Raw genomic sequence first — 23,450 nt, 5'->3', positions numbered from 1 at the left:
CCATGGAGGATTCGGCGATGCCGATGCCGCCGGCCCAGCCGTAGTCGCCGTTGCCGGCGGTGAACGCGCCGGGGCCGTCCGGGTCCTGCTTCGACTCCGCGACCAGCGGATTCCCCTCCGGCATCAGGCGCCGTCCGTGGACTTGTTCAGGTCGTCGGCGACGCCGGATTCGTACTTGTGGTACGCCGCCGCGGCTTCGCGGACCTTGCCGGACACCGCCGTCATCGCGGCCACGGCGTCCTTGAGCGCGTCGATCCCGTACTGCTCCACCGGGTCGAGCAGCATCCGGAACGGCTGGCAGAGGATGCCGTACGCGTCCGTCGGCATGCTGACCTGGTTCGCCGCGTCGACGGCCTGCTGCAACCCGTCACCGATGGCGTCGAGCTGGTGGGCGTGCGCCGTCAGGTCGGTGCTGAGTTCCACATCCGTCATCGGTTCCCCCTCAGGAAAGGATCGGTCCGCCGAAGTCGTCGTCATCGTCGTTGTCCACCGGACGCCGTCGCCGCGGCGGCTGCGGCGGAGCAGGTGGCGCGGCCGGCGGCGGGGTCCGCGGCGGCTGCTGCTCCTCGTTGTCCTCCGGCAGGAACCGGCGGACGCGGTCGGGCTCCGGGAACGCGGGTTCGGGCTCCGGCGGCGGCTGCGGGAAGGTGCTCTGCGCCTCGCGGACGATCTCCGCCGCGGCCTGGTCGCCGGTGCCCGTGGTCTCCGTCATCGCCTGCTGCAGCAGCTCCGGGATCCGCGCCTGCGCGCGCTGCACCAGCTGCATCACCTGTGCCGACACCTCGGCCATCCGCTTGCCCGACGCGGTTTCGGCGATGACGAGGTTCTTCAGCAGCCCGCGCGAATCGACGGTCACCTGCACGGTGCCGTCCTTCGAGCGCTCGGTGACCGACTGGCCCTGCACCCGATCGGCCAGCGCCTGGTACCGCGCGGCGTTCTCCTCGAGCCGCTTGGTCCAGTTGTCGATCATCGCGTCGCTGGCGTCGATGCTGTCCGGCATCCCGGCCCCTTCTCTCTGCTCCACCACACTGACGGATCCGGGCCGCCCGCGGTTCCCCGACGTGTCCCTCAAACGCGCCAAAGGCCACCATAGGGGACCCGGAGGTCTCCCACGGTGGCCTTGGCCGAGATGTGTCAGAGGTTGCCGCGGCGCTCCTGCTCGCGCTCGATCGCCTCGAACAGGGCCTTGAAGTTGCCCTTGCCGAAGCCCAGCGAACCGTGGCGCTCGATCAGCTCGTAGAAGACGGTCGGGCGGTCGCCGATCGGCTTCGTGAAGATCTGCAGCAGGTAGCCGTCCTCGTCGCGGTCGACCAGGATGCTGTGCTCCTTGAGCGTCTCGATCGAAACGCGGACCTCGCCGATCCGGGCGCGCAGTTCCGGGTCCTCGTAGTACGAGTTCGGGGTGTCGAGGAACTCGACGCCGGCGGCGCGCATCGCGGTGACCGTCGCGATGATGTCGTTGGTGGCCAGCGCGATGTGCTGGCAGCCGGCGCCGCCGTAGAACTCGAGGTACTCGTCGATCTGCGACTTCTTCTTCGCCACGGCGGGCTCGTTCAGCGGGAACTTCACCCGGTGGTTGCCGTTCGAGACGACCTTGCTCATCAGCGCCGAGTACTCGGTCGCGATGTCGTCGCCGACGAACTCCGCCATGTTCACGAAGCCCATGACGCGGTGGTACCAGTCGACCCAGTAGTCCATCTTGCCGAGCTCGACGTTGCCGACGCAGTGGTCGACGGCCTGGAACAGCCGCTTCGGCGCGCCCTCGGGCCGCTTGACCGTGCTCTCGCGCGGCTCGTAGCCGGGCAGGTAGATGCCGGTGTAGCGCGACCGGTCGACCAGCGAGTGGCGGGTTTCGCCGTAGGTCGCGATCGCGGCGACGCGCACGGTGCCGTGCTCGTCGGAGACGTCGTGCGGCTCTTCGAGGATGGTCGCGCCCTGCGCGCGGGCGTGCTCGACGCACTTGTCGACGTCGGTGGTCTCCAGCGCCAGGTCGATGACGCCGTCGCCGTGCTTGCGGTGGTGGTCGAGCAGCGGGGAGTCCGGCTTCACGCCACCGGTGATGACGAACCGGGCCGAGCCGGACTTCAAGACGTAGGACTTGCGCTCGAAGTCACCGGTCTCGGGGCCCGAGTACGCGATGAGCTGCATCCCGAACGCGATCTGGTAGTACCAGGCCGTCTGGGTGGCGTTGCCCGCGATGAACACCACCGCGTCCATGGCCTTGACCGGGAACGGGTCGGTCGAGGCGTCGTGGTCCACGAGCCCGACGAGCTGACGCAGCTGGTCGTAGCTGACGTCGTCGAGGCCGCTCTGGGGGTCGGCAGTCTGGGTCATACCTCGAAGGATCACGCCTGCGAGGCAAGATGTGCAATGGTCCGAATTTTCACTGGGCAATCTGCCAAGTACTCGCCGGACATCGGCTGTCATGGTGGACAATCTGTGCATGCCCGAGAACCTCGATGCGCTGGATGCGCGACTGCTGCTCCTGCTCACCGATTCGCCGCGGCTCGGAGTGCTGGAGTGCGCGCGCCGGCTGGGGGTCGCGCGCGGGACGGTCCAGGCGCGCCTCGACCGCCTGACCGAGCGCGCCATCCTGGGCGGCTTCCCGCCGGAACTGGACCTGGCGGCGATGGGCTACGGCCTGACGGCGTTCGCGTGGCTGGAGATCGCCCAGGGCCGCCGCGCGGAGGTGACGGAGGCGCTGTCGGCGATCGACGAGGTCTGCGAAGTCCACGCGACGACCGGGCAGGGCGACCTGTTCGTGCGGATGGTGGCGCGGGGGAACGACGACCTGCAGCGGGTGATCGACGAGGTGGTGGGGGTGCCGGACGTGATCCGGACGTCGACGTCGATCGCGTTGTCGACCCCGGTACCCCCGCGGGTCCGCCCCCTCCTGGAGCGCACCGCACGGGGCTGACCTAAGCTGCACTTTCACGTGAAAGTGCCCACCTGGGGGCCGCACTTTCACGTGAAAGTGCGGCTCTCAGGCTTCCCCGGCCACGTGGGCCAGGTAGCGGCGGGCCGAGCGCTGGACCACCTCGGAGCCGTCGGTGCGGACGATCGCGTCCCACCAGGCCCCGTAGATCGCCTCGAACCGGTACCCCGCCAGCAGTTCCGCCGCGCGGCGCACGACGTGCGGGCGCTCCGGGATCAGGTTCGGGTAGCTGTACATGAACCCGACGTGCGTCCGGTCCGGGATCACCTGCACGATGTCGCCGGACAGCAGCGCGCCCTGCCCGTCCTCGCCGTCCGGCCAGTGCAGCACCGTGCCGCCGGTGAAGTGCACGCCGAGGTTGATCAGGCGCAGGTCGTCGGCGACGTCGAGGGTCGTGCCGGACCACAGCTTCACCGCCGGGTCGGGCCTGCCGATCCACTCCTGGTCGCCTTCGTGGAGGTAGATCGGGACGTCGAACGCGTGCGCCCACTCCACCATCGTCGTGTAGTAGTGCGGGTGGCTGATCGCGATGCCGGTGATCCCGCCCAGGTCGCGGACCTGCGCCACCAGCGCGTCGTCGAGGTACGCCGCGCAGTCCCAGAGGAAGTTGCCCGAGCGCGCCTGCACCAGCAGCGCGCGTTCGCCGATCGCGAAGCCGGGGTTCGAGCCGACGCCGATGATGCCGCGGCCCTGCTCTTCGATCCGCGGCGTGTACGTGCCGCTCGAACGCAGGGCGGCGAGGTTCGTCCACTGCTGCCCGGACTGCGGGACGTACTGGCGTTCGTCCTCGCAGACCGGGCAGTCGTCACGGGCCGCGGCGTACTGCATGCCGCACGCCAGGCAGATCGGTTCGGTGCTCACAGCGAAGTCCTCCCAGAATGTGAATCCTGGGAGGACACGCTAGCCGCGCCTACTTGGTGTCGGTGTAGGGAACCGCCTTGACGAGGGTGACCTTCTGCAGCTTGCCGTTGGGCAGCTCGTACTCGCGGGACTCGCCCTCCTTGGCGCCGAGCAGGGCCTTGCCCAGCGGCGACTCCGGGGAGTAGACGTCGAGTTCGCCCTCGGCGCCTTCTTCGCGGGTGGCGAGGAGGAACTTCTCGTCCTCGTCGTCGCCCTCGTAGCGGACGGTGAGGACCTTGCCCGGGCCGGCGGTGCCGTCGTTCGCGGGCGCTTCGCCGACCTTGGCCGAGCGCAGCAGCTCCTGCAGGTGCCGGATGCGCGCCTCGGCCTGGCCCTGTTCTTCACGGGCGGCGTGGTAGCCGCCGTTCTCCTTGAGGTCGCCTTCTTCGCGGCTGTCGTTGATGCGCGCGGCGATGACCGGACGATTCTCGATCATTTCGTCGAGCTCGTGCTTGAGCCGGTCGTAGGCATCCTGGGTGAGCCAGGTCACCTTGGTGTCGCTCACGGTCACCATCTCCTCGTCGGGCCTGCCAGGCTTGCGTGTTCAAGCCGGCCCACACGGGCGTAGTTGCCCACGTGGCTGAGATAAAGGAAAAACACGGCCCGTCGTGGGCCGTGCTGAAGGGTCAGACTATCACGGCGCGACAGGTCGACGCCCGTTAATTCCGCTGGCCCTGGGCGTTGAGCGCGCGGTTCACCCCGTTGGCCGCTATGGGGTTGACAGATACCGTGGTATGTCGTACGAGCAGCCGAAGACGTCCGCGGTCACCGGTTCCCCGATGCTCTTGATCGTCGTGGTCATCCTGCTGTACTTCGCGCCGGCGGGGATCAGGAGCTCCTTGCGGCCGCTCTCGGCGCCGGTCTTGTCGCGGGCGCGCACGATGCAGACGCCCGGCTTGCCGTTGTCGTCCCGCGTCACGTTGATGGTGATTTCCATCGCGTTGCCCGGTTTCTCACTGAACGCGACGCGCTCGGCGTCGATCGGCGCGGCACCGAGGTTGACGTAGGCGACCCACGTGATCACGCCGCTGACCAGCAGGGCGATGCCCAGGAAGAGCCAGCGGCGCCAGCGTCGCGACGGCGTGGCCCGGCGTGTGCCGTACCGGCCTTCGGGCAGCGCGGGGGCTGCCGTTTTCGCCGGTCCGCTCGCCAACGCGGGGCCTCCTGCTCGTTCTTGTCGGACCCGCGGGGACAATGGAGGGGCGGGTACGGCTTCGAGTATCCGCCCGCTGGGTGGGCGGCCCGCAGGTGGGTCGCGGAATACAGGTAGAGAAGGAGTCGTTCGCAGCATGGTGGACCAGCTGACGAAGACCGCCAAGACGCGTTTGCGCCTGATGGCCGTGCACGCGCACCCCGACGACGAGTCGAGCAAGGGCGCCGCCACGATGGCGCGCTACGCCGCCGAGGGCCACGAGGTGCTGGTCGTCACCTGCACCGGTGGCGAGGCAGGCAGCATCCTCAACCCCGCCATGGACCGCCCCGAGGTGCTGGCGAACATGTCCGAGATCCGCCGCGAGGAGATGGCCCGCGCGGCCAAGATCCTCGGGGTGAGCCAGCGCTGGCTCGGCTTCGTCGACTCGGGCTTGCCCGAGGGCGACCCGCTGCCGCCGGTGCCGGAGGGCTCGTTCGCGGTCGTGCCGCTGGAGGAGTCCACCGAGGCGCTGGTGCGCGTGATCCGGGAGTTCCGCCCGCACGTCATCACGACGTACGACGAGAACGGCGGCTACCCGCACCCCGACCACATCCGCACCCACGAGGTGTCGATGGCGGCGTGGGACGCGGCGCCGGACCCGGACCGGTTCCCCGAGGCCGGCGAGCCGTGGCAGCCGCTGAAGCTGTACTACGGGCACGGCTTCTCGCGTGCCCGGATGACGCTGTTCGACGAGGCGCTCAAGGCGGCCGGGCTCGAGTCGCCGTACACCGAGTGGCTGGCGAAGTGGGACCCGAACCGGGCCGATGTCATGGAGCGGGTGACGACCCGCGTCGAGTGCGGTGAATACTTCGAGGTGCGGGACGAGGCGCTCAAGGCGCACGCCACGCAGATCGACCCCACCAGCCGCTGGTTCGCGGTACCGCTGGAGATGCAGCGCGAGGTCTGGCCGACCGAGGAGTACGAGCTGGTCAAGTCGCTGGTGGACAGCACGTTGCCGGAGGACGACCTGTTCGCCGGCATCAAGGAGAAGGTGAGTACATGAGTCTGACGCTGCCGGCCGGCGTGGCGCTTCCGGTGACCGCGTCGGCCCTGGTGCTGGCGCAGCAACCGGGCAACGGCGACAACGGCGGGCAGGGGGAGGACTTCGGCAAGTCCTCCCCGGTCGGCTTCCTGGTGCTGATCCTGTTCCTCGTGGCGGTGGCCTTCCTGGTCCGCTCGATGACGAAGCACCTGAAGCGCGTCCCGGCGAGCTTCGACGACCCGCCCGCCGCGGCCGCGCCGGAGCAGCCCGAGGTGAAGCCGGAGCAGCCGGAAGCGGCCGAGAAGCCCGTGAAGGACTCCTCGGCCACCAAGGCCGACTAGCTCAGAGCCGCGGGTCCACCGGGTCCGACTCCAGGGCGAGCACCGCGAACACGCATTCGTGGACTCGCCAGAGCGGCTCGCCCCGGGCGACGCGCTCCAGCGCCTCCAGCCCGAGCGCGTACTCGCGCAGCGCCAGCGTCCGCTTCCGGTTCAGCCCGCGCTTGCGCAGCCGGTCCAGGTTCGCCGGCAGCGTGTAGTCCGGCCCGTAGACGATCCGCAGGTACTCCCGCCCGCGCACCTTGACGCCGGGCTGGGCCAGCCCGCGCGAGCCCCGCGTGAGGTTCGCCGCGGGCTTCACGACCATCCCCTCGCCGCCGTCGGCGGTCAGCTCCGCCCACCACGAGACGCCCCGGGCCACCGACGTTTCGTCCAGCAGGTCGACCTCGAGCGTCCGGGTCGGCTGGAACCGCGGCCCGGCCAGCTTCGCCAGTGTGGACAGGTGCCAGGCGTGCGGCCGGTCGTGGTAGGCCGCCCCTTCGGACGCCAGCAGCTGGAACGGCGCCAGCCGGACGCCGTCGAGCCCCGACGTCGGCCAGCAGTAGCGCCGGTACGCCGTCCGGTAGGCGTCCACTGTGGACGACCGCGAAGCCGTCCGCGCCAGCAGCTCCGAGACGTCGATGCCGCGCGCGGCCGCCATCGTCAAAGCGGACACCGCCGCCGGCAGCACCGCCTGGGCGGCCGCGCCGACCGACGCGTACTGGTCCGCGATCAGCGAACCCGCCTTCGCGCTCCACGGCAGCAGTTCGGCGTCGAGCAGCAGCCAGTCCGACTCCAGCTCGTCGAACAGCCCGGCCGCCGCCGAACGCACGTCGTCCAGCAGCGAAGCGTTCTGTCCGGCCGAGAAGAACGGCCGCCCGGTCCGCGTGTACACCGCGCCGCCGCCCTCGATGCCGAACCGCCGGGCCCCGGCGTCCTCCCGGCAGACGAGCACGACGGCCCGCGAACCCATGTGCTTCTCCTGACACAGCACGGTTTGGACCCCGGCCCCGCGGTACTCGGCGAAAGCCTCCTCGGGGTGCTCCAGGTAGTCCTCCCGTGACGACGTCGAGCAGGGCGCCATCGTCGGCGGCAGGTACGCGAGCCACCGCGGGTCGACCGCGAACCGGCTCATCACCTCCAGCGCCGCCGCCGACTGCTCCGCGGAGACGCCGACCCGGCCGTGGTGCGCGGTCTGCACGATCCGCTTCCCGGTGACGTCGGTCAGCTCCAGCACCGCCGGCTCGCGCCCGCCCACCGGCCGCGAAGCGTCGAGCGGACGCGCGGGTTCGTACCAGACCCGGTGCGCCTTCACCGAGACGACCTGCCGCTCCGGGTAGCGCAGCGCGGTCAGCTTCCCGCCGAAGACGCACCCGGTGTCGAGACACATCGTGTTGTTGACCCACTCCGGCTCGAGCGTCGGCGTGTGCCCGTAGAGCACCATCGCGGACCCGCGGTAGTCGCGTGCCCACGGCAGCCGCACCGGCAGGCCGTACTCGTCGGTCTCGCCGGTCGTGTCGCCGTAGAGCGCCATGCTGCGCACCCGGCCGGACGCGCGTCCGTGGTAGCGCTCGGGCAGCCCGGCGTGCGCGACGACCAGGTCGCCGCCGTCGAGGACGTAGTGCGCGATCAGGCCGTCGCAGAACTCGTGCGCCTGCCGCCGGAACTCTTCGCTCTCCGCGCCGAGCTGCTCGAGCGACTCCGCGAGCCCGTGCGCGGCGTTGACCTTCCGCCCGTGCAGCGCGCGCACCAGCTTCTGCTCGTGGTTCCCGCAGACGACCAGCGCGGTCCCGGCCGCGGCCATCCCCATCACGCGCCGCAGCACGCCCGGGGTGTCCGGGCCGCGGTCGACGAGGTCGCCGACGAACACCGCGGTCCGCCCGTCCGGGTGCGCGCCGTCGACGTACCCCAGCTCGGCCAGCAGCTCCTCGAGCTCGGCCGCGCAGCCGTGGACGTCGCCGATCACGTCGAACGGCCCGGTCAGCTCGCGCTTGTCGTTGCGCAGCGGCTCGACGGCGAGCTCCGCCCCGGCCACTTCGGCTTCGGAACGCAGCACGTGCACGCGGCGGAACCCCTCGCGCTCCAGCGACTTCAGCGACCGCTGCAGCTCGCCGCGCTGCCGCCGGATCACGTGGTCGCCGAATTCGCGGTCGGGCCGCGACGCGTTGCGCGCGACGCAGACGCCGAGCGGCAGGTCGAGCACGATCGCCACGGGCAGCACGTCGTGCTCCTTCGCGAGCTTCACCAGGCTCGCCCGCGAAGCGCGCTGGACGTTCGTCGCGTCGATGACGGTCGTGCGCCCGGCCGCGAGCCGCTTGCCCGCGACGTAGTGCAGCGCGTCGAAGGCGTCGGGGGACGCGGCCTGGTCGTTTTCGTCGTCGGCGACGAGCCCGCGGAAGAAGTCGCTGGAGAGCACCTGCGTCGGCGCGAAGTGCGTGCGCGCGAACGTCGACTTGCCGGAACCGGAAGCGCCGACGAGCACGACGAGCGCCATGTCGGGGACGGTCAGCTTCACGCGGCCACCTCCTCACTGGTCGTGAAGACCGCCAGCTGGGTCGGCGGTCCCGATTCCTGGTCCACTGGTCCGATCGGCAGGTACCGGACGTCGTAGCCGCGCCGGGTCGCGACGCCGTCCGCCCAGGCGCGGAACTCGGCTCGCGTCCATTCGAACCGGTGGTCGGCGTGCCGGAAATGCCCCATCGGCAGGAACTCGAACAGCCGGTTGTACTCCGCGTTGGGCGTCGTGACGACGACCGTGCGCGGCGCCGCGACACCGAACACCGCGTGTTCCAGCGCCGGCAGCCGTTCCTCGTCGACGTGTTCGACGACCTCCATCAGCACGGCGGCGTCGTACCCGGCGAGCGCCGGGTCGGCGTAGGTCAGCGCGGACTGCCGCAGCGTGACGCGGGTGTAGCCGCCCAGCCGCTTCTCGGCGATGCCGAGCGCGCCCGCCGAGACGTCGACGCCGACGATCTCGGTGAAGGACCGCTCCTTTTCGAGCACGCGCAGCAGCGCGCCGGAGCCGCAGCCGAGGTCCAGCACGCGCCGGGCACCCGCGGCCCGCAGCACGGCGAGCACGCTGCCGTGGCGCTGCGCGGCCAGCGGCTCGGGCCGGTCCGGCACCTCGGTGACCAGCGCCTCGGCCTCCGCCGGGACGTCGTCGGCCTCGGCCAGCCGCGAAAGCGCGTAGTTCACGACCGGGCGGCGCCGCTCCAGGTAGCGGTGCGCGATGAGCTCCCGCTCGGGGTGCCCGGCGAGCCAGCCGTCGCCGGCGCGCAGCAGCTTGTCGGCCTCGTCCTGGCCGACCCAGTAGTGCTTGTCGCCGTCGAGCGCGGGCAGCAGGACGTAGAGGTGCCGCAGCGCGTCGGCGACGCGCTGGGTGCCGGTCAGCGCCAGGTCGACATAGCGGCTTTCGCCCCACTGCGGGAACTCCGGGTCGAGCGGGATCGGCGTGGCCGAAACGCGCCAGCCGAGCGGCTCGAACAGCTTGTGCACGACCTCGGCCCCACCGCGCGCGGACAGCGACGGCACGCGGACCTCGAGGTCGAAGAGCTCGTCGACCAGCTCGGGCCGCGCGGCGCAGCGGCCCGCGAGCGCCGTGGTGAACGCCGCCCGCAGCGCGACCGCGAGGTGCGAGCCGCCGGCGTAGGGCCGGTCGTTGACGTACTGGGTCAGCGACGTCCCGCCACCGCGGACGAGCCCGATCGGGTCGATCTCCGCGAACAACGCGGCGGTGCACCGCTCCGGCCCGGCCTCGGGGTAGAAGACGTGCGCGGTACCGGCCGACAGCGCGACCGTCTGCGCCTTCTCGGGGTGCTTGTGGAGCACGTACCCCAAGTCGGTGGCGGGGTTCCGGGTCGTCGTGATGGTCAGCAGCACCCGCCCAGTGTGGCCGAGCCGCCGGTGCGTGCGCGCCCGCTTTTCCGGGGTGCGACCCTGAAGGCATGAACCGCCTCGCCAGCGCGACCAGCCCGTACCTGCTCCAGCACGCGGACAACCCGGTCGAGTGGTGGCAGTGGGGGCCGGACGCGCTGGCCGAGGCGCGGCGGCGGAACGTGCCGATCCTGCTTTCCGTCGGGTACGCCGCCTGCCACTGGTGCCACGTCATGGCGCACGAGTCGTTCGAAGACGCCGAGACGGCCGCGGTGATGAACGCGGGCTTCGTCAACATCAAGGTCGACCGCGAGGAGCGGCCGGACATCGACGCGGTGTACATGGCCGCGACGCAGGCGATGACCGGGCAGGGCGGCTGGCCGATGACCTGCTTCCTGACCCCGGACGGCGAGCCGTTCCACTGCGGCACCTACTACCCGCCGTCGCCGCGGCCGGGCATGCCGTCGTTCCGGCAGCTGCTGGCCGCCGTCGCCGAGGCGTGGGGCGAGCGGCCGGACGAACTGCTGGAAGGCGCGAAGCAGATCGTCGCGCACCTCGCGGAGCAGACCGGCCCGCTCCAGGAGTCCGTTGTGGACGAAGCGGTGCTCGCCGGCGCGGTCGCGAAGCTGGCGCAGGAGGCGGACCCGGTCAACGGCGGGTTCGGCCGCGCGCCGAAGTTCCCGCCGTCGATGGTGCTCGAGTTCCTGCTGCGCCACCACGAACGGACGGGCTCGCCGGTCGCGCTGTCCCTGGCGGACAAGACGGCCGAGGCGATGGCCCGCGGCGGCCTGTACGACCAGCTCGCCGGCGGGTTCGCGCGCTACTCCGTGGACGCGGAGTGGCTCGTGCCGCACTTCGAGAAGATGTTGTACGACAACGCTTTGCTGCTCGGTTTCTACGCGCACCTCGCACGCCGGACCGGCTCGGCCACGGCGTCGCGCGTGGCCACCGGGACCGCGGAGTTCCTCTTCGAGAGCCTGCGGACGCCGGAAGGCGGCTTCGCGTCTTCGCTGGACGCGGACACCGAAGGCGTCGAAGGCTTGACGTACGTCTGGACGCCGGCGCAGCTGCGCGAGGTGCTCGGCGACGACGCCGTGGCCGCGGCCGAGCTGTTCGGCGTCACCGAGGAAGGGACCTTCGAGCACGGCTCGTCGACGCTGCGCCTGTTCGGCGACCTGCCGGAGTCGATCCGGGTTCCCCTGCTGGCGGCGCGGAACCTGCGGCCGCAGCCGGGCCGCGACGACAAGGTGATCGCGTCCTGGAACGGCCTGGCGATCAAGGCGCTGGCCGAAGCGGGCGTGGCGCTGGATCGTCCACAGTGGATCGACGGCGCGGTCGAGGCGGCCGGACTCCTGCTGCGTGTGCACGTCGTCGACGGGCGCCTTCGCCGCAGTTCGCGCGACGGCGTCGTCGGCGAATCCGCCGGGGTGCTCGAGGATTACGCCTGCGTCGCCGACGGGTTCCTGGCCCTGCACCAGGCGACTGGCGCGGCGAAGTGGCTCACCGAGGCGACGCGGCTGCTCGACCTCGCGCTGGCGCACTTCGCGTCCCCGGACGTCCCCGGCGCGTACTTCGACACCGCCGACGACGCCGAGACGCTGGTCCAGCGCCCGGCCGACCCGGGCGACAACGCCAGCCCGGCGGGGGCGTCCGCGCTGGCGGGCGCGTTGCTGACGGCGTCCGCGCTCGCGGGGCACGCCGACGCGGGCCGGTACCGCGAAGCCGCCGAGCAGGCGCTTCGCCGCGTCGGCGTGCTGGCCACGCGGGTGCCGCGGTTCGCCGGGCACTGGCTCTCGGTCGCCGAAGCCCTGCAGGCCGGCCCGGTGCAGGTCGCGGTGGTCGGCGCGGACCCGGCGCTGCGCCTGGCCGCGGCGCGGGGCGTGCACGGCGGCGGCATCGTGCTGGCGGGCGAGCCGGACGCGCCCGGCGTCCCGCTGCTGGCCGACCGGCCCCTGGTCGACGGCGGTGCGGCGGCCTACGTCTGCCGCGGGTACGTCTGCGACCGGCCGGTCACGTCGGCGGAGGCGTTGACCGCTCAGCTCTGATCGCCCTGGGTGAACGCGTCCCTGTTGGTCTCGTATTCGGCGTAGCGTCAGCAGCGTTGTAATCATGTAATCGCGGAGGTGGCGACCATGGGACGAGGCTGGCGAGGTAGCCGGGGCTGGCAGCAGGGCGAAGTGCCTTCGGCGGAGGACGCGGCGGCCTGGTTCGGCGGGCGCCTGCCCGACGGCTGGTTCACCGGAGCCCCGGGGGTGACGGTCGACCGCGAGGAGATCATCGTGGTCGGCGAGCTGCCGGCGCTGGGCGAAGAGCACGCCGACGACGCGGCCCGCGCGGCGGCCGAGGAGGGCCGGATCAGCCGGTTCCGCGAGGAGACGCGCGACGAGCGCATCGAGATCGCGCGCCAGGCGGAGCACCGCTACCAGCGCAAGGTGGCGTGGGGTGCCCGGCTCGGCGGGACGACGGCGCTGTTCACGACGCATTCGGCGCCGGTGATGACGCGGCTGCGGCAGCCGGAGCGGCTGGTGCTGGACACGCTGGTGGACGCGGGTGTCGCGCGTTCCCGGTCGGACGCGCTGGCGTGGGCGGTCCGGCTGGTCGGCGAGCACGCCGACAGCTGGCTGGGCGAGCTGCGCGAGGCGATGAGCAAGGTCGACGACCTGCGCTCGAAGGGCCCCGACCTGGCGTGAAGAAGTCCACGTTTAGGGGTCTGCCCCCATTCTGAACCTGCGGGGCCGACGGGGCTGCGGCAGGCTTACTACCAACGAGTAGGAAGCCTGCCGTCAGTCCTTTCCGGAGGTAGCCGTGGACGTCCCCGAAGTGCCGTCGAAAGTGGACCCGGACTCGCTGACCGCCGTTCTCGACGGTCGCTGGGCCGAGCTGCGCCGCGGGGTGCGGGCGCAGATGACCGACACGGAGTTCCGGGACCCGGTCGACCTCGGCACCGAACCGCACCGCGCGCAGGTGCTCGACCAGCTGCGCGCGCTCGCCGCGACGGACCGGCCCGGCCTGGGTTTCGACCCGGCGTACGGCGGCGGTGGCGACGTCGGCGGCTCGGTCACGTCGTTCGAGATGCTGGGCTACGGCGACCTGTCGCTGATGGTCAAGGCCGGTGTCCAATGGGGACTCTTCGGCGGGGCCGTCCAGCTGCTCGGCACCGAGCGCCACCACGAGCGGTACCTGCGCTCGATCATGAACCTCGACCTGCTGGGCTGCTTCGCGATGACCGAACACGGTCACGGCTCCGACGTCCAGCACCTGCGCACGACGGCGACGTACGCCGACGGCGAGTTCGTCGTGCACACGCCGGACCACATGGCGCAGAAGGAATACATCGGCAACGCGGCCCGCGACGGCCGGCTGGCGGTGGTGTTCGCGCAGCTGGTCACCGGCGGCGAATCGCGCGGCGTGCACGCGTTCATGGTGCCGATCCGGGACACCGAGGGGAAACCGCTGCCCGGCGTGTCCATTGAGGACTGCGGCCTGAAGGCGGGCCTGAACGGCGTCGACAACGGGCGGCTCAGCTTCGACAACGTCCGTGTCCCGCGTGAAGCCCTGCTGAACCGCTTCGGCGACGTCGACGAGAACGGGACGTACTCGAGCCCGATCGAAAGCGACAGCCGCCGGTTCTTCACCATGCTGGGCACGCTGATCCGCGGCCGGGTCAGCGTCGGCGGCAGCGCGGGCAGCGCGACCAAACGCGCGCTGGCGCTGGCGATCCGCTACGGCGAGCACCGCCGCCAGTTCCTGACGCCGGACGGCGAGGAGGTCGTCATCCTCGACTACCTCGCCCACCAGCGGAAACTGCTGCCGGCGCTGGCGAAGACGTACGCGCTGCACTTCGCGCAGGAAGAGCTGGTGTCGAAACTGCACGACATCGACTCATCGGCGCCGGAGGAGGAGCAGCGCGAGCTGGAGTCGCGCGCGGCCGGCATGAAGGCCCTCAACACCTGGCACGCGACGGCGACGATCCAGGCGGCGCGCGAGGCCTGCGGCGGTTCGGGCTACCTGGCGGAGAACCTGCTGCCCGGCATGAAGGCCGACACCGACGTCTTCACGACGTTCGAGGGCGACAACACGGTGCTGCTGCAGCTGGTCGCGAAGGGGCTCCTGACCAGCTACAAGGAGGACTTCCAGGACCTCTCGCCGCTGGCGACCGCGCGGTTCTTCACCGACCAGGTGGTGAGCGCGATCCTGGAACGGACCTCCGTGCGCAAGGCGCTCGAGTCGCTGACCGAGGGGTCCGACGCGGATGTCTTCTTCCGCCGCGAGTGGCAGCTCCGGCTCTTCGAGGACCGCGAGGAACACGTCGTGGAGGGCGTGGCGAAACGCCTGCGCAAGGCGGCTTCGGACCCGTTCGGGGTGTTCAACTCGGCGCAGGACCACGTGCTGCGCGCCGGCCGCGTCCACGTCGAGCGCCTGATCCTCTCGGCGTTCGTGGCGGCGATCGAGCGCTGCGAAGACCCCGACGCCCGCGCGCTGCTGGAGCGGGTCTGCGACCTGTACGCGCTGTCGGCGATCGAAGAGGACCTGGCCTGGTTCCTGGGGCACGGGCGCCTGACGGCGTCGCGCGGGAAGGCCGTCACCGCGGCGGTGAACGGCCTGTGCGCCCAGCTGCGCCCGCACGCTCGGACGCTGGTGGACGCGTTCGCGATCCCGGAGCAGTTCCTGGCGGCGCCGATGCTGAAGTGAGGGCTGGGCGTCGGGCGCACGAAGGTCGGTTTCCCGGCGACGTCCGAACTCCGCATCTCCCGCCTCGAGCACGCGAAGTCGTGACCGCGGAGGTGGCCGGTATCGGGGACCGGCCACCCCCGCGGCGGTCTAGCGGCGGCGCTTGCCGTCGTCGTCGGTGATCTCGAACTGCTCCTTGCGCACCTTGCCGGAGACGGTCTCCTCCTCGGTGACCGACTCGGCCCGCAGCCGCGCCCGCTCGACCGGCACGGTTTCCTTGCGCACCACGGGTTTCTCGGCGTGCAGGACGAGGTCCTGCTCGGCCTCGCCGATTTCCACCTCGCCGCTGCCGGCCTCCGTGATCGGCTCGCGTTCGATGCGGACTTCTTCGTGCCGCACCGGAACGGTGACCTGCTGCTCCTCGGTGACGACGTACTTGCGCAGCCGGACGTGCCCGGTCTCGACCTGCTCGGTCCCGACGTTCAGCCGTTCCTCGGAGCGGGTCATGCTGTCCTTGGCGTCCCTGCCGGCCCGGCCCTTGGCCTGCTGCCGCTCACCCGCGCGGCCGGTCTCGCCCGTGCGGCCGTCGCCGGTACGGCCCTGGCCCGCGGGCATCCGGCCGTCGGGTGACGTGCGGGGCACGGGCAGCCCGTAGTGGCGGTAGAGCTGGGCGCTCTCCTCGGGGGAGAGGTGCCCGTCGGCGTCGATGCGGGGCGCGTCGGAAACGCTGTCCTTGTCGACCTGGACGTGGACGCCGTCGCGGTCGGTGTGCGCGCCGGAGAGCGGGACGAAGCTTTCCTTGGTGCCGAAGAGCCCGGTCTTGACGGTGATCCACTCCGGCTGGTGCGTCGCGTCGGCGAGGTAGACGTTGCCGACCTTCCCGAGCTTGTTGCCGTCCGGGTCGACCACGGCACTGTCGATGAGCTCCTGGGGTTCCATGGTCTTGGCCATCTCGGTGCGGCTCCTTTCGCGCATTGGGTCTTGGGTGCAACCACCGTCGAACGCGCCGCCGCTCACGGCAACCGTCGTGGTGTCCCCGTGGGTGACCGCCGAAAGTGATCGTTTGAAGGCGCCCCGATTGGCCACGTCCGAGGTGTCGCCGCAGGTCGGGAGGCTGTCACCGGCGTGATCGAGCGGGTCCGGGATGGCGCGAAGGTGTGGATGTGACCGGCGCCACTTCGCCCGCTGTCACAACCTCGCGGCCGTGGTCGTCATGGCTGTGAAACCGGAACACGGAAGGGAAGAACGATGGAAGCGCGCCTCAACATGTTCGAGAACGAGATCACGGCCAAGTTCGTCAAGCGCCTGATCGCGGCGTCCCGCCCGGTCGAGGAGTCCTCCCTGCCGAAGGCGACGCAGGAGCTGGTGAAGATCCGGGCGAGCCAGATCAACGGCTGCGGGATGTGCCTCGACATGCACACGAAGGACGCGGCGGCGAACGGCGAGACAGCGGTCCGGCTGGCGATGGTGGCGGCCTGGCGCGAAGCGGTGGTGTTCACGGAGCCGGAGCGAGCGGCCCTGGCCCTGACGGAGGAGGCCACCCGCCTGGCGGACGCCCACCAGGGCGTCAGCGACGCGACGTGGCAGGAGGTCCGCAAGCACTTCGACGACGAGCAGATCGGCGCGCTGATCTCACTGGTGGCGATGATCAACGCGTGGAACCGCTTGAATGTGATCGTCCAGAACCCCGCGGGCGAGTACCAGCCGGGCATGTTCGGCTGAACCGAGTTGCCGGAAAGGGGCTTCGTTCGCGGGGAGCGAGCGAGGCCCCTTTGTCGTGGGCGCACAATGGAGTCCGGACAAAGACGAGCCACGGGGAGCTTCGTGCCGCGACGAGAACGACCGCTGGAGCCGACCGAAGACGGCTTGGCCCGGTTCGCGGCCGAGCTGCGGGCCTTGCGAGTCCAGGCGGGCACCCCGACCTACCGGGAGCTGGCGCGGCGCGCGCACTACTCGTCCACGACGCTGTCCGACGCCGCGGGCGGGCGGCGGCTCCCGACGCTGCCGGTGACCGTCGGCTACGTCCGGGCGTGCGGCGGGGACGTCGAGGCTTGGGAACGGCGGTGGCACGAGACCGCCGCGGAGCTGGCGCCCGAAGACCCGGAGACCGCTCCCGGGGAGCAGTCCCCCTACGTGGGCTTGGCGGCGTTCCAGACCGGGGACGCCGACCGCTTCTTCGGTCGTGACCGGCTGGTCGACGACCTGCTCGACCGGTTGTCGCGCCGCCCTCTGGTGGCGGTGTTCGGCTCCTCGGGCGCCGGCAAGTCCTCGCTCCTGCGGGCCGGCCTGATCCCGCGGCTGACCGGCGAGCACGTCTTGTTCACGCCGGGAGCGCACCCCCTGCGCGAGTACGCCGCCCAGCCGGCGGGACGCGACCGCGTGGTCGTGGTCGACCAGTTCGAAGAGTGCTTCACGCTGTGCACCGATCCCGCCGAGCGAGCGGAATTCCTCTCGGAGCTGGTCGGCTCGGCCGTGGACGGCACCCGGGTGGTCCTCGGGATCCGGGCGGACTTCTACGAGCACTGCGCCTTCCACGAGGGTTTGGCCGACGCGCTGACCGACGCCCAGATCCTGATCGGCCCGATGCGCCCGGACGAGCTGCGGGAAGCGATCGTCCGCCCGGCCGCGGCGGCCGGCTGCACGGTCGACACGGCACTCGTCACGAGGCTGGTCGCCGAGGCGACCAGCCAGCCCGCGGTGCTGCCGTTGCTGTCGCACGCGCTGCGGGAAACCTGGCGGCGCCGGAGTGGCATCCGCCTGACCCTCGAAGGCTACGAGCGCACCGGCGGCATCGAGCACGCGCTGGCCCGCACAGCGGAAGCGACGTACGAGAGCCTGACCCCGGCGCAACGGGAGACGCTGCGGCACCTGTGCCGCCGCCTGGTCGCGTCGGAAATCGGTTCCCCCGTGGTGAAACGGCGGGTCGTGCGCGACGAGCTGGGCGACGAACCCGCTGTGCGCGAAGTCCTGGACCGCCTCGCCGCGGCGCGCCTGGTGAGCCTCGACCGCGACAGCGTGGAGCTGACCCACGAAGCACTGCTGCGGCACTGGCCGCGGCTGCAGGACTGGCTCGCCGAAGACCGCGAAGGCCTGCAGGTCCACCGCCGTCTGGCCCGGGCCGCCGGCGAATGGGAGACGTTCGACCGCGACCCGGGCGCCCTCTACCGCGGCGCGCGCCTGGACGCCGCCCTGACGTGGCGCGCGGGCAACGAGACGAGCCTGAACGGCGTCGAGCGCGCGTTCTTGGCGGCCGCGACCGCGCTGAGGGACGGCGAGCGGAACGCCGAGCGCCACCGGGCGAACCGCCGTCGCCTGTTGACGACGATCGTCGCGATCCTGGTCGTGCTCATCGCGGCCATCACGGCGTACGGCGTGTCCGCCCGGCACCAAGCGGCGGAGCAGGCCGCACTGGCGACGTCGCAACGCATGGTGTCGCAAGGCCGGGGCTTCCTCGTCACGGACTCCGCCGAGGCCGCGCGCCTGGCACTGGCGGCGTACCGGATCGCCCCGACCGACGAGGCCCGTGACCTGGTGCTGAGCGCGGCCGCCGCCGGCGACCGCATCGACTTCTCGACCACCATCCGGGACGCCACGCTCAGCCGCGACGGCCGCTTGCTCGCGTTCACCACAGCGGCGGCCGTGCAGGTGTGGGACGTGCCGCACTACCGCCGCCTGGCCACCATCCCCGGCGACCTGGGCCCCCCACCGGCGATCGGGTTCAGCCCGGACGGCCGCTGGCTCACGGTGTCGCGACCGCGCAACGTCGTCGAGCTGTTCGACGTGGCGAACCCGGCAGCGCCGGTCGCAACGTTCCCGGACGCCGAGAGCGCCCGCATCGACCCCACGGGAAGGGTTTTGGCGCTGCGCGCGGACGGGCACCCCACGCGCCTGCTGGCGATCGACCACGTCGACGCGCCCAGGCAACTCGCCGAGCTGCCCCCGACCAGATCGGTCACCTTCGGCCCGGACGGCCACACGGTGTTCACCGGCCTGCAGGAGTGGGACACGGCGTCGATCCAGGTCTGGAACCTGACGGACGAGGCCCGCCTGACCACGACGTGGCGCGGAATCGGCAACGTGGTCTTCGACGCGGCTCAGGGATTCATGGCGATCGCCGACGTCTACGGGGACGAGCAGCTGCGGTTGTGGGACACGAGCAACGTCCTCGAGCCCCGCGAGCTGGGCACGCTACCGCTGCCCCCGAGCAGCATCCAGACGGCGGTCTTCGACCCGGGAGCGCGGAAGCTGGCGGTGAACGACCGCAGCACAACGGTCCGGATCATCGACCTGACCGACCCCCACCACCCACGCCTGGACGCGTCCCTGTCCGGGCACCTGGCCCCGATCCACGCGATGACGTTCCTGCCGGACGGACGCCTGTTGAGCGCGGGGGCGGACGGGACAGCGCGCCCGTGGAACCTGGACTTCGACGCGGTCACTGCCCACATGCGACGGTGAGACCGCAGGCTAGGCGTACATGGCCAGCCAGATCGCGATGATCTGCTCCTGGCCTCTTCTCGACCTGCGGCCTGGCGCCTTCTGCGTGCCCTGAGCTGCGGTTTTACCTGTCATCAGTTCTCGCGGTTGCCTGCCTCTTTCCGACCTCTGACGGCCTGGAGACGGCCTGGCGACCGACGCCACACCATGCCCTGCATCCCGATACGAAGCCTCCACGCGGCCGGTGGTGCCGGGTCAAGACACGCTTCATCGTCTTGACGCGGTGCTACCGGCCGTTGTCACGATCAGGCGTCGGGATGGAGGTCTCCTACAACCGTGCGTAACGGAGATCCACTCCCAAACGACCCGAATGTCACCACCGCTCGTAGCTCGTCGAGGAGGCCGGGATGGCTCAGGGGACTCGTATGCCGCCGCCGAGCGGCGCTGCGCCAGGTGACCCGCTGGCGGCCGCACCGCCCGGCCGGCGGGCGAAGCGGAGCGGCAGCCCGCCGTGTCGGAAGCGGATGCGGCCGCCAAGGCGAGTGGCTACATAGGCGACAGGCGCGCCGCCACCGGCGGCGCGCCCTTGATCCCATAGAGCCATGTTCGGCAGCTGGCGGCACTAGCAACAACGAGAGAAGCAGATGGCGGAGATTCCGGGGGAAGTAGTGGTCGAGCAAGCTGTCGTACCTGATGTCCTCGCGGCGGCCGAAGAAAAGGTTCCTGAGTTCGACTTTGAAGAGCATCGCAAGAAGGCGATATCTGATTACCAAAAGGTCAGATCGTTCTACGACGAGTACTCGAACTCGATTAGGTCAATAATCGAAACGTGTGTCGCTGCGAAAAGCATTTTGGTTCATTCGATTGAGTGCCGGGCGAAAGAGTTGGAAAGCTTTGGAAAGAAGGCGTCGAAGCCTGCTTCCAAGAATCCAGGAATGCCAAAGTATGAGGACCCGCTCTCTCAGATAACCGACCTTGCCGGGGTAAGGGTCATTACCTTCTTTCTTAGTACGATCGATGAAATTGAACCGATAATTTATAACGAGTTCGAGGTTGTTGAAAGAAGCAACAAGTCGGAGTTGCTCGAAAAAGAGGAAAAGCTAGGCTACCATAGCATTCATTATCTGGTTGGCCTGAAGCAAAATCGGCTTACGTTACCGGAATATCGCCAGTTCAAAGGTCTGGTGGGTGAGATTCAGCTGAGAACGATCCTGCAGCACTCTTGGGCTGAAATTGAGCATGACGTCCAATATAAGGCGAAGTCGGCGCTGCCGAACGAGATTAAACGCCGATTCATGACATTGGCGGGTTTGCTTGAGATTGCAGACCGCGAGTTTCAACAGATTCAGATTGAGGACGAAAGGCTTCAGAAGGAGGCGCGTCAGAAAATCGATGAAGGCAATCTTCGCGAGGTTGAGATTACTCCGGATTCGCTCAAGTCCTATCTAAATAAGCGATATGGAGCTGATGGTCGTATGGCTCAATGGTCATACCGGTATACCGCACAACTTCTGGAATTTCTTGGCTTCTCAAATCTGGAACAAGTTGAAAACGCCATCAAAGACCACAGTGATGACGCCGTGAGTCGTGCTATATATGGATTCAGGCAAGGGCAGTTGACGAGGTTTGAGTCAGTTCTCTTGGCTTCAATGGGCTCAAAATTTATGGATCGGCATCCCTGGTCCGGTCAGGGATATGAGTGGTTTGGCGAGCGCTGCCTTCATCATTTTGAACTACTTAAGGAAAAAGGGATTCCTGTCGGGTCCTATGATCCGAAGGTTGACGGCTAGACTTGATGGTCAGTGTCGATTCTAGCTGAAATAGGTTTCGCCGCGGACTCTGGTTAGTGCATGTTCTAGTCGAAGCTTGATGGATTTGTGAATATTAAGTGTGGAGAGTTGATCCTGGTGTACCCAGATTACCTCTTTGCTTTCAGCGCTTAGTCTCCCGTGGCCGGATATATAGGCGGCGCGAAAGCAAATAGAAAATTCTTGGCGAATCTCGCCGTCATCGTAAGCGATGACGTGCTTGGGATCTGAATACAGGCCGATTACTTCCGTGACCTCGCACTCAACGCCGGTCTCTTCGCGGACCTCCCTTACTGCCGCTTCGGCGAGGGTCTCTCCGAGTTCCAGTTGGCCGCCGGGGATCGAGTACAGGTCGTTGTCCGTGCGCCTGATCATCAGGATCCGACCTTCGTCGTCCTGGATGAACGCCGAGACCGCTACTGCGATGCTGTTGGCCTTCGGTGCGTTCGGGTCGTTGTAGTAGTCGACTCGGGTCATGCTGCCTCCTAGAAGGTGGCCGGCTTGGCGAGGCTCCAGACTGATTCAAAGCTCTCGGAGTAGGTCTCGAAGAGGTCCCCGGCGGACAGTCTCCGCAGGTGGAGGGATGGGGCGTGGGCTCCCTGGAACCCGTACACGTGCGTGTTGATGATCATCTCGTCATCGAACCGAAAAATCGAGTTGTAGAGCGTCGTGTTGTGGAACCGCATCTCCACTCCGTCTACGCCGACCAGCGGACGGTAGGACGCCAGCGCGTTGCGGATGCGTGCCGCGAGTGTCCCGTCGCCGAGCTGCTCTTCCTCGCCGCGAAGGGTGACGCTCTCCCCTTCCGGATCTCCGAACACGAGCCGGATTCGAGTGCCGGCTGCTGCCTTGGCGTTCAGATCCTTGATGAACCGTGGGCGTTCCACCAGGAACAACGCAGCGTGTACCAGGATCTCGACGGTCTCCGATGCATCCTTGATCAGCCGGTCCCACAGCTCGACGGGCACGGCGTTGCGGTGCGGGAAGACCTGCACCAGCTCGGCGGCGGCCGTCTCGGCCTTGCGCTCCGGGGCGACCGAGTCCGGCCAGAGGTAGGTCTCTGACTCGCGTGCCATGGCGGCGATCTTGTGTCGGTGCTTGGGGTAGGGCGTCCGGTTCTTGGTGATCCAGCGCTCGACGGTCTTCTGATCGACGCCGACCGCCTTGGCGATCTCCTCAAGGCCCAGGCCGTTGCGCAACAGCGCGTCACGCAGGCGTTCGTTCGGCATCGACACCCCTCGGGACGTGTAGGGACGTCTTCGACGGTACCGGAGACGTCTCAAGATGTCCTGCCACGTGGTGATCACGTCCGGCGTTTCGGCGAAGACTCGACGTCGGAGTGCCGGGACACACCCGGTGTCAGAGCGCCGAGAAGGTGGGGAAGCCGTGACGGTGCGGAAGGCTGAGCCGAGGACGCTCCGCGACGCCCACGAGGTCGTGCTGGACCGGCGGCCGCCGAAGGGTGCGAATCCGTCAGTGTGGCTGGCGTTCCGGCTCGGCAACGCGCGCCTGTACCAAGCCGTCGCGGACGTCGATCGGGGGCATCACCACGAGGCGCTGTACTGGGCCGGGTACGAGGAGCGGAAGGCCGGCGAGATCTCGGCGGAACTCCAGGCGGACAGCTAGGCGTACATGGCCAGCCAGATGGCAATGTAGTGCGAAACCGCCGCCAGCACCGTGCACGCGTGGAAGAACTCGTGGTAGCCGAACGTCTCCGGCCAGTGGTTCGGCCACTTGAAGCCGTAGAACGCCGCTCCCAGGGTGTAAAACAGCCCGCCCACGCAAAGCAGGACCAAAGCCGCGACTCCGGCGTGCGAAAGGAGCTCCGGGAACACGAACACCGCGACCCAGCCCAGTGCGATGTAGATCGGCACCCCGAGCCACCGCGGTGCGTGCGGCCACAGCATCTTCAGGGCCACACCCGCGATCGCTCCACCCCAGACGATCGACAGGATCACGTACCCCGTCGGCTTCGACATCGCCAGCAGCGTGAACGGTGTGTACGTGCCCGCGATGAACAGGAAGATCATCGAGTGGTCCGCGCGCTTCATCCACTTGTACGCGCGGGGGCTCCAAAAACGACGGTGGTACAGCGCGCTCACGCCGAACAGGCCCAGCACCGTCAGGCCGTAGACCGACGTCGCCAGTGCCGCCACCGGGGACACCGTCGACGCTGCCAGGCTGATCAGCGCCGCCGCCGCGGCGAGGGCGCCGAAGAACGTCCAGAAGTGGATGTGACCGCGCAAGCGGGGGCGAAGGTCCTCCACCGGCTCGGGTTCCGTCGTCAGGCTCACCCTTCCAGGTTACGTGAGCGTAGGTTCTCCAGCAGTGCTCA

General features: G+C 69.4%; 22 protein-coding genes. 10 read left to right on the top strand and 12 right to left on the bottom strand.

Going from position 1 to position 23,450, the window contains the following annotated elements; translation table 11 throughout:
- Window positions 1-123: 123 nt before the first annotated feature.
- The 3 genes from ACLJQM_RS18965 to hppD form a co-directional block, all read right to left on the bottom strand.
- Window positions 124-432, bottom strand: coding sequence for a type VII secretion target (locus ACLJQM_RS18965; protein ID WP_247018654.1), 309 nt, complete (start codon window positions 430-432; stop codon window positions 124-126).
- A 10-nt stretch (window positions 433-442) separates the two neighbouring features.
- Entirely contained in the window at window positions 443-1,000 is a 558-nt protein-coding gene (locus ACLJQM_RS18960; protein ID WP_410632179.1) for a YbaB/EbfC family nucleoid-associated protein, read from the bottom strand.
- Between the two features lie 134 nt (window positions 1,001-1,134).
- Window positions 1,135-2,334, bottom strand: a complete 1,200-nt coding sequence (gene hppD, locus ACLJQM_RS18955; RefSeq protein WP_247018658.1) for a 4-hydroxyphenylpyruvate dioxygenase — start codon at window positions 2,332-2,334, stop codon at window positions 1,135-1,137.
- A gap of 109 nt (window positions 2,335-2,443) precedes the next feature.
- Here hppD and ACLJQM_RS18950 point away from each other — a divergent pair, with 109 nt between their 5' ends.
- On the top strand, window positions 2,444-2,917 hold the full coding sequence (locus ACLJQM_RS18950; protein ID WP_247018660.1) for an Lrp/AsnC family transcriptional regulator: 474 nt from the start codon (window positions 2,444-2,446) through the stop codon (window positions 2,915-2,917).
- A 66-nt stretch (window positions 2,918-2,983) separates the two neighbouring features.
- Here ACLJQM_RS18950 and ACLJQM_RS18945 read toward each other — a convergent pair whose 3' ends face one another.
- The 3 genes from ACLJQM_RS18945 to ACLJQM_RS18935 form a co-directional block, all read right to left on the bottom strand.
- On the bottom strand, window positions 2,984-3,796 hold the full coding sequence (locus tag ACLJQM_RS18945; RefSeq protein ID WP_410632178.1) for an MBL fold metallo-hydrolase: 813 nt from the start codon (window positions 3,794-3,796) through the stop codon (window positions 2,984-2,986).
- Window positions 3,797-3,845: 49 nt separating this feature from the next.
- Window positions 3,846-4,349, bottom strand: coding sequence for a transcription elongation factor GreA (gene greA / locus ACLJQM_RS18940; protein ID WP_247018662.1), 504 nt, complete (start codon window positions 4,347-4,349; stop codon window positions 3,846-3,848).
- Window positions 4,350-4,544: 195 nt separating this feature from the next.
- Window positions 4,545-4,988, bottom strand: a complete 444-nt coding sequence (locus ACLJQM_RS18935) for a DUF4307 domain-containing protein (protein ID WP_410632177.1) — start codon at window positions 4,986-4,988, stop codon at window positions 4,545-4,547.
- A gap of 136 nt (window positions 4,989-5,124) precedes the next feature.
- Here ACLJQM_RS18935 and mca point away from each other — a divergent pair, with 136 nt between their 5' ends.
- Window positions 5,125-6,030 carry a mycothiol conjugate amidase Mca gene (gene mca, locus ACLJQM_RS18930; RefSeq protein WP_410632176.1) on the top strand — a complete coding sequence of 302 codons (906 nt, stop codon included), beginning with the start codon at window positions 5,125-5,127 and terminating at the stop codon, window positions 6,028-6,030.
- Window positions 6,027-6,350: a hypothetical protein gene (locus ACLJQM_RS18925; RefSeq protein WP_360784455.1), complete on the top strand. Its 324-nt coding sequence runs from the start codon at window positions 6,027-6,029 to the stop codon at window positions 6,348-6,350. The genes mca and ACLJQM_RS18925 overlap by 4 nt, the downstream gene beginning before the upstream one ends.
- Window position 6,351: 1 nt before the next feature.
- Here ACLJQM_RS18925 and ACLJQM_RS18920 read toward each other — a convergent pair whose 3' ends face one another.
- Together ACLJQM_RS18920 and ACLJQM_RS18915 are read right to left on the bottom strand one after the other, a co-directional pair.
- On the bottom strand, window positions 6,352-8,841 hold the full coding sequence (locus ACLJQM_RS18920; RefSeq protein WP_410632175.1) for a polynucleotide kinase-phosphatase: 2,490 nt from the start codon (window positions 8,839-8,841) through the stop codon (window positions 6,352-6,354).
- Window positions 8,838-10,205, bottom strand: coding sequence for a 3' terminal RNA ribose 2'-O-methyltransferase Hen1 (locus ACLJQM_RS18915; protein ID WP_410632174.1), 1,368 nt, complete (start codon window positions 10,203-10,205; stop codon window positions 8,838-8,840). Before ACLJQM_RS18915 ends, ACLJQM_RS18920 begins: the two co-directional genes overlap by 4 nt.
- Before the next feature lie 65 nt (window positions 10,206-10,270).
- Here ACLJQM_RS18915 and ACLJQM_RS18910 point away from each other — a divergent pair, with 65 nt between their 5' ends.
- The 3 genes from ACLJQM_RS18910 to ACLJQM_RS18900 all read left to right on the top strand — a co-directional run bounded on the left by ACLJQM_RS18910 (window position 10,271) and on the right by ACLJQM_RS18900 (window position 14,891).
- A complete protein-coding gene (locus ACLJQM_RS18910) occupies window positions 10,271-12,244 on the top strand; it encodes a thioredoxin domain-containing protein (protein ID WP_410632173.1) in 1,974 nt (657 codons plus the stop codon).
- Between the two features lie 87 nt (window positions 12,245-12,331).
- Entirely contained in the window at window positions 12,332-12,889 is a 558-nt protein-coding gene (locus ACLJQM_RS18905; protein ID WP_410632172.1) for a hypothetical protein, read from the top strand.
- A gap of 115 nt (window positions 12,890-13,004) precedes the next feature.
- Window positions 13,005-14,891, top strand: coding sequence for an acyl-CoA dehydrogenase (locus ACLJQM_RS18900; protein WP_410632171.1), 1,887 nt, complete (start codon window positions 13,005-13,007; stop codon window positions 14,889-14,891).
- A 129-nt stretch (window positions 14,892-15,020) separates the two neighbouring features.
- On the opposite strand, the gene ACLJQM_RS18895 is transcribed toward ACLJQM_RS18900, so the two are convergent.
- A complete protein-coding gene (locus ACLJQM_RS18895; RefSeq protein ID WP_410632170.1) occupies window positions 15,021-15,821 on the bottom strand; it encodes a DUF2382 domain-containing protein in 801 nt (266 codons plus the stop codon).
- A 297-nt stretch (window positions 15,822-16,118) separates the two neighbouring features.
- Here ACLJQM_RS18895 and ACLJQM_RS18890 point away from each other — a divergent pair, with 297 nt between their 5' ends.
- From ACLJQM_RS18890 to ACLJQM_RS18880, 3 genes are all read left to right on the top strand, one after another.
- Entirely contained in the window at window positions 16,119-16,592 is a 474-nt protein-coding gene (locus ACLJQM_RS18890; protein ID WP_247018683.1) for a carboxymuconolactone decarboxylase family protein, read from the top strand.
- 102 nt (window positions 16,593-16,694) lie between these two features.
- The gene (locus ACLJQM_RS18885) at window positions 16,695-19,328 is read left to right on the top strand and encodes a helix-turn-helix domain-containing protein (protein WP_410632169.1); all 2,634 of its coding nucleotides are present in this window, start codon (window positions 16,695-16,697) and stop codon (window positions 19,326-19,328) included.
- 623 nt (window positions 19,329-19,951) lie between these two features.
- Window positions 19,952-21,097 (top strand): GTP pyrophosphokinase family protein, encoded by a 1,146-nt coding sequence (locus tag ACLJQM_RS18880; RefSeq protein WP_410632168.1) that lies wholly within the window; start codon window positions 19,952-19,954, stop codon window positions 21,095-21,097.
- A 21-nt stretch (window positions 21,098-21,118) separates the two neighbouring features.
- On the opposite strand, the gene ACLJQM_RS18875 is transcribed toward ACLJQM_RS18880, so the two are convergent.
- Together ACLJQM_RS18875 and ACLJQM_RS18870 are read right to left on the bottom strand one after the other, a co-directional pair.
- A complete protein-coding gene (locus ACLJQM_RS18875) occupies window positions 21,119-21,592 on the bottom strand; it encodes an NUDIX hydrolase (protein WP_410632167.1) in 474 nt (157 codons plus the stop codon).
- 8 nt (window positions 21,593-21,600) lie between these two features.
- Window positions 21,601-22,344, bottom strand: a complete 744-nt coding sequence (locus ACLJQM_RS18870; RefSeq protein ID WP_410632166.1) for a DUF5919 domain-containing protein — start codon at window positions 22,342-22,344, stop codon at window positions 21,601-21,603.
- A 157-nt stretch (window positions 22,345-22,501) separates the two neighbouring features.
- Here ACLJQM_RS18870 and ACLJQM_RS18865 point away from each other — a divergent pair, with 157 nt between their 5' ends.
- A complete protein-coding gene (locus ACLJQM_RS18865; RefSeq protein WP_410632165.1) occupies window positions 22,502-22,741 on the top strand; it encodes an AMED_5909 family protein in 240 nt (79 codons plus the stop codon).
- On the opposite strand, the gene trhA is transcribed toward ACLJQM_RS18865, so the two are convergent.
- Entirely contained in the window at window positions 22,738-23,409 is a 672-nt protein-coding gene (trhA, locus tag ACLJQM_RS18860) for a PAQR family membrane homeostasis protein TrhA (protein WP_247018707.1), read from the bottom strand. The genes ACLJQM_RS18865 and trhA overlap by 4 nt on opposite strands.
- Between the last annotated feature and the right edge of the window lie 41 nt (window positions 23,410-23,450).

It is taken from the genome of Amycolatopsis sp. cmx-4-83 (assembly GCF_046548815.1).
GTDB classification, from domain to species: domain Bacteria; phylum Actinomycetota; class Actinomycetes; order Mycobacteriales; family Pseudonocardiaceae; genus Amycolatopsis; species Amycolatopsis pretoriensis_A.
Note: the sequence above shows the minus strand (reverse complement) of the source record. Positions and strands in the feature narration are given on the sequence as shown.

What these genes read in the sequence shown, in the direction of transcription:
- ACLJQM_RS18965 (WP_247018654.1), bottom strand. Translation starts at nt 432, where the DNA reads ATGACGGATGTGGAACTCAGCACCGACCTGACGGCGCACGCCCACCAG.
- ACLJQM_RS18960 (WP_410632179.1), bottom strand. Translation starts at nt 1,000, where the DNA reads ATGCCGGACAGCATCGACGCCAGCGACGCGATGATCGACAACTGGACC.
- hppD (WP_247018658.1), bottom strand. Translation starts at nt 2,334, where the DNA reads ATGACCCAGACTGCCGACCCCCAGAGCGGCCTCGACGACGTCAGCTAC.
- ACLJQM_RS18950 (WP_247018660.1), top strand. Translation starts at nt 2,444, where the DNA reads ATGCCCGAGAACCTCGATGCGCTGGATGCGCGACTGCTGCTCCTGCTC.
- greA (WP_247018662.1), bottom strand. Translation starts at nt 4,349, where the DNA reads ATGGTGACCGTGAGCGACACCAAGGTGACCTGGCTCACCCAGGATGCC.
- mca (WP_410632176.1), top strand. Translation starts at nt 5,125, where the DNA reads ATGGTGGACCAGCTGACGAAGACCGCCAAGACGCGTTTGCGCCTGATG.
- ACLJQM_RS18925 (WP_360784455.1), top strand. Translation starts at nt 6,027, where the DNA reads ATGAGTCTGACGCTGCCGGCCGGCGTGGCGCTTCCGGTGACCGCGTCG.
- ACLJQM_RS18910 (WP_410632173.1), top strand. Translation starts at nt 10,271, where the DNA reads ATGAACCGCCTCGCCAGCGCGACCAGCCCGTACCTGCTCCAGCACGCG.
- ACLJQM_RS18905 (WP_410632172.1), top strand. Translation starts at nt 12,332, where the DNA reads ATGGGACGAGGCTGGCGAGGTAGCCGGGGCTGGCAGCAGGGCGAAGTG.
- ACLJQM_RS18895 (WP_410632170.1), bottom strand. Translation starts at nt 15,821, where the DNA reads ATGGCCAAGACCATGGAACCCCAGGAGCTCATCGACAGTGCCGTGGTC.
- ACLJQM_RS18890 (WP_247018683.1), top strand. Translation starts at nt 16,119, where the DNA reads ATGGAAGCGCGCCTCAACATGTTCGAGAACGAGATCACGGCCAAGTTC.
- ACLJQM_RS18880 (WP_410632168.1), top strand. Translation starts at nt 19,952, where the DNA reads ATGGCGGAGATTCCGGGGGAAGTAGTGGTCGAGCAAGCTGTCGTACCT.
- ACLJQM_RS18875 (WP_410632167.1), bottom strand. Translation starts at nt 21,592, where the DNA reads ATGACCCGAGTCGACTACTACAACGACCCGAACGCACCGAAGGCCAAC.
- ACLJQM_RS18870 (WP_410632166.1), bottom strand. Translation starts at nt 22,344, where the DNA reads ATGCCGAACGAACGCCTGCGTGACGCGCTGTTGCGCAACGGCCTGGGC.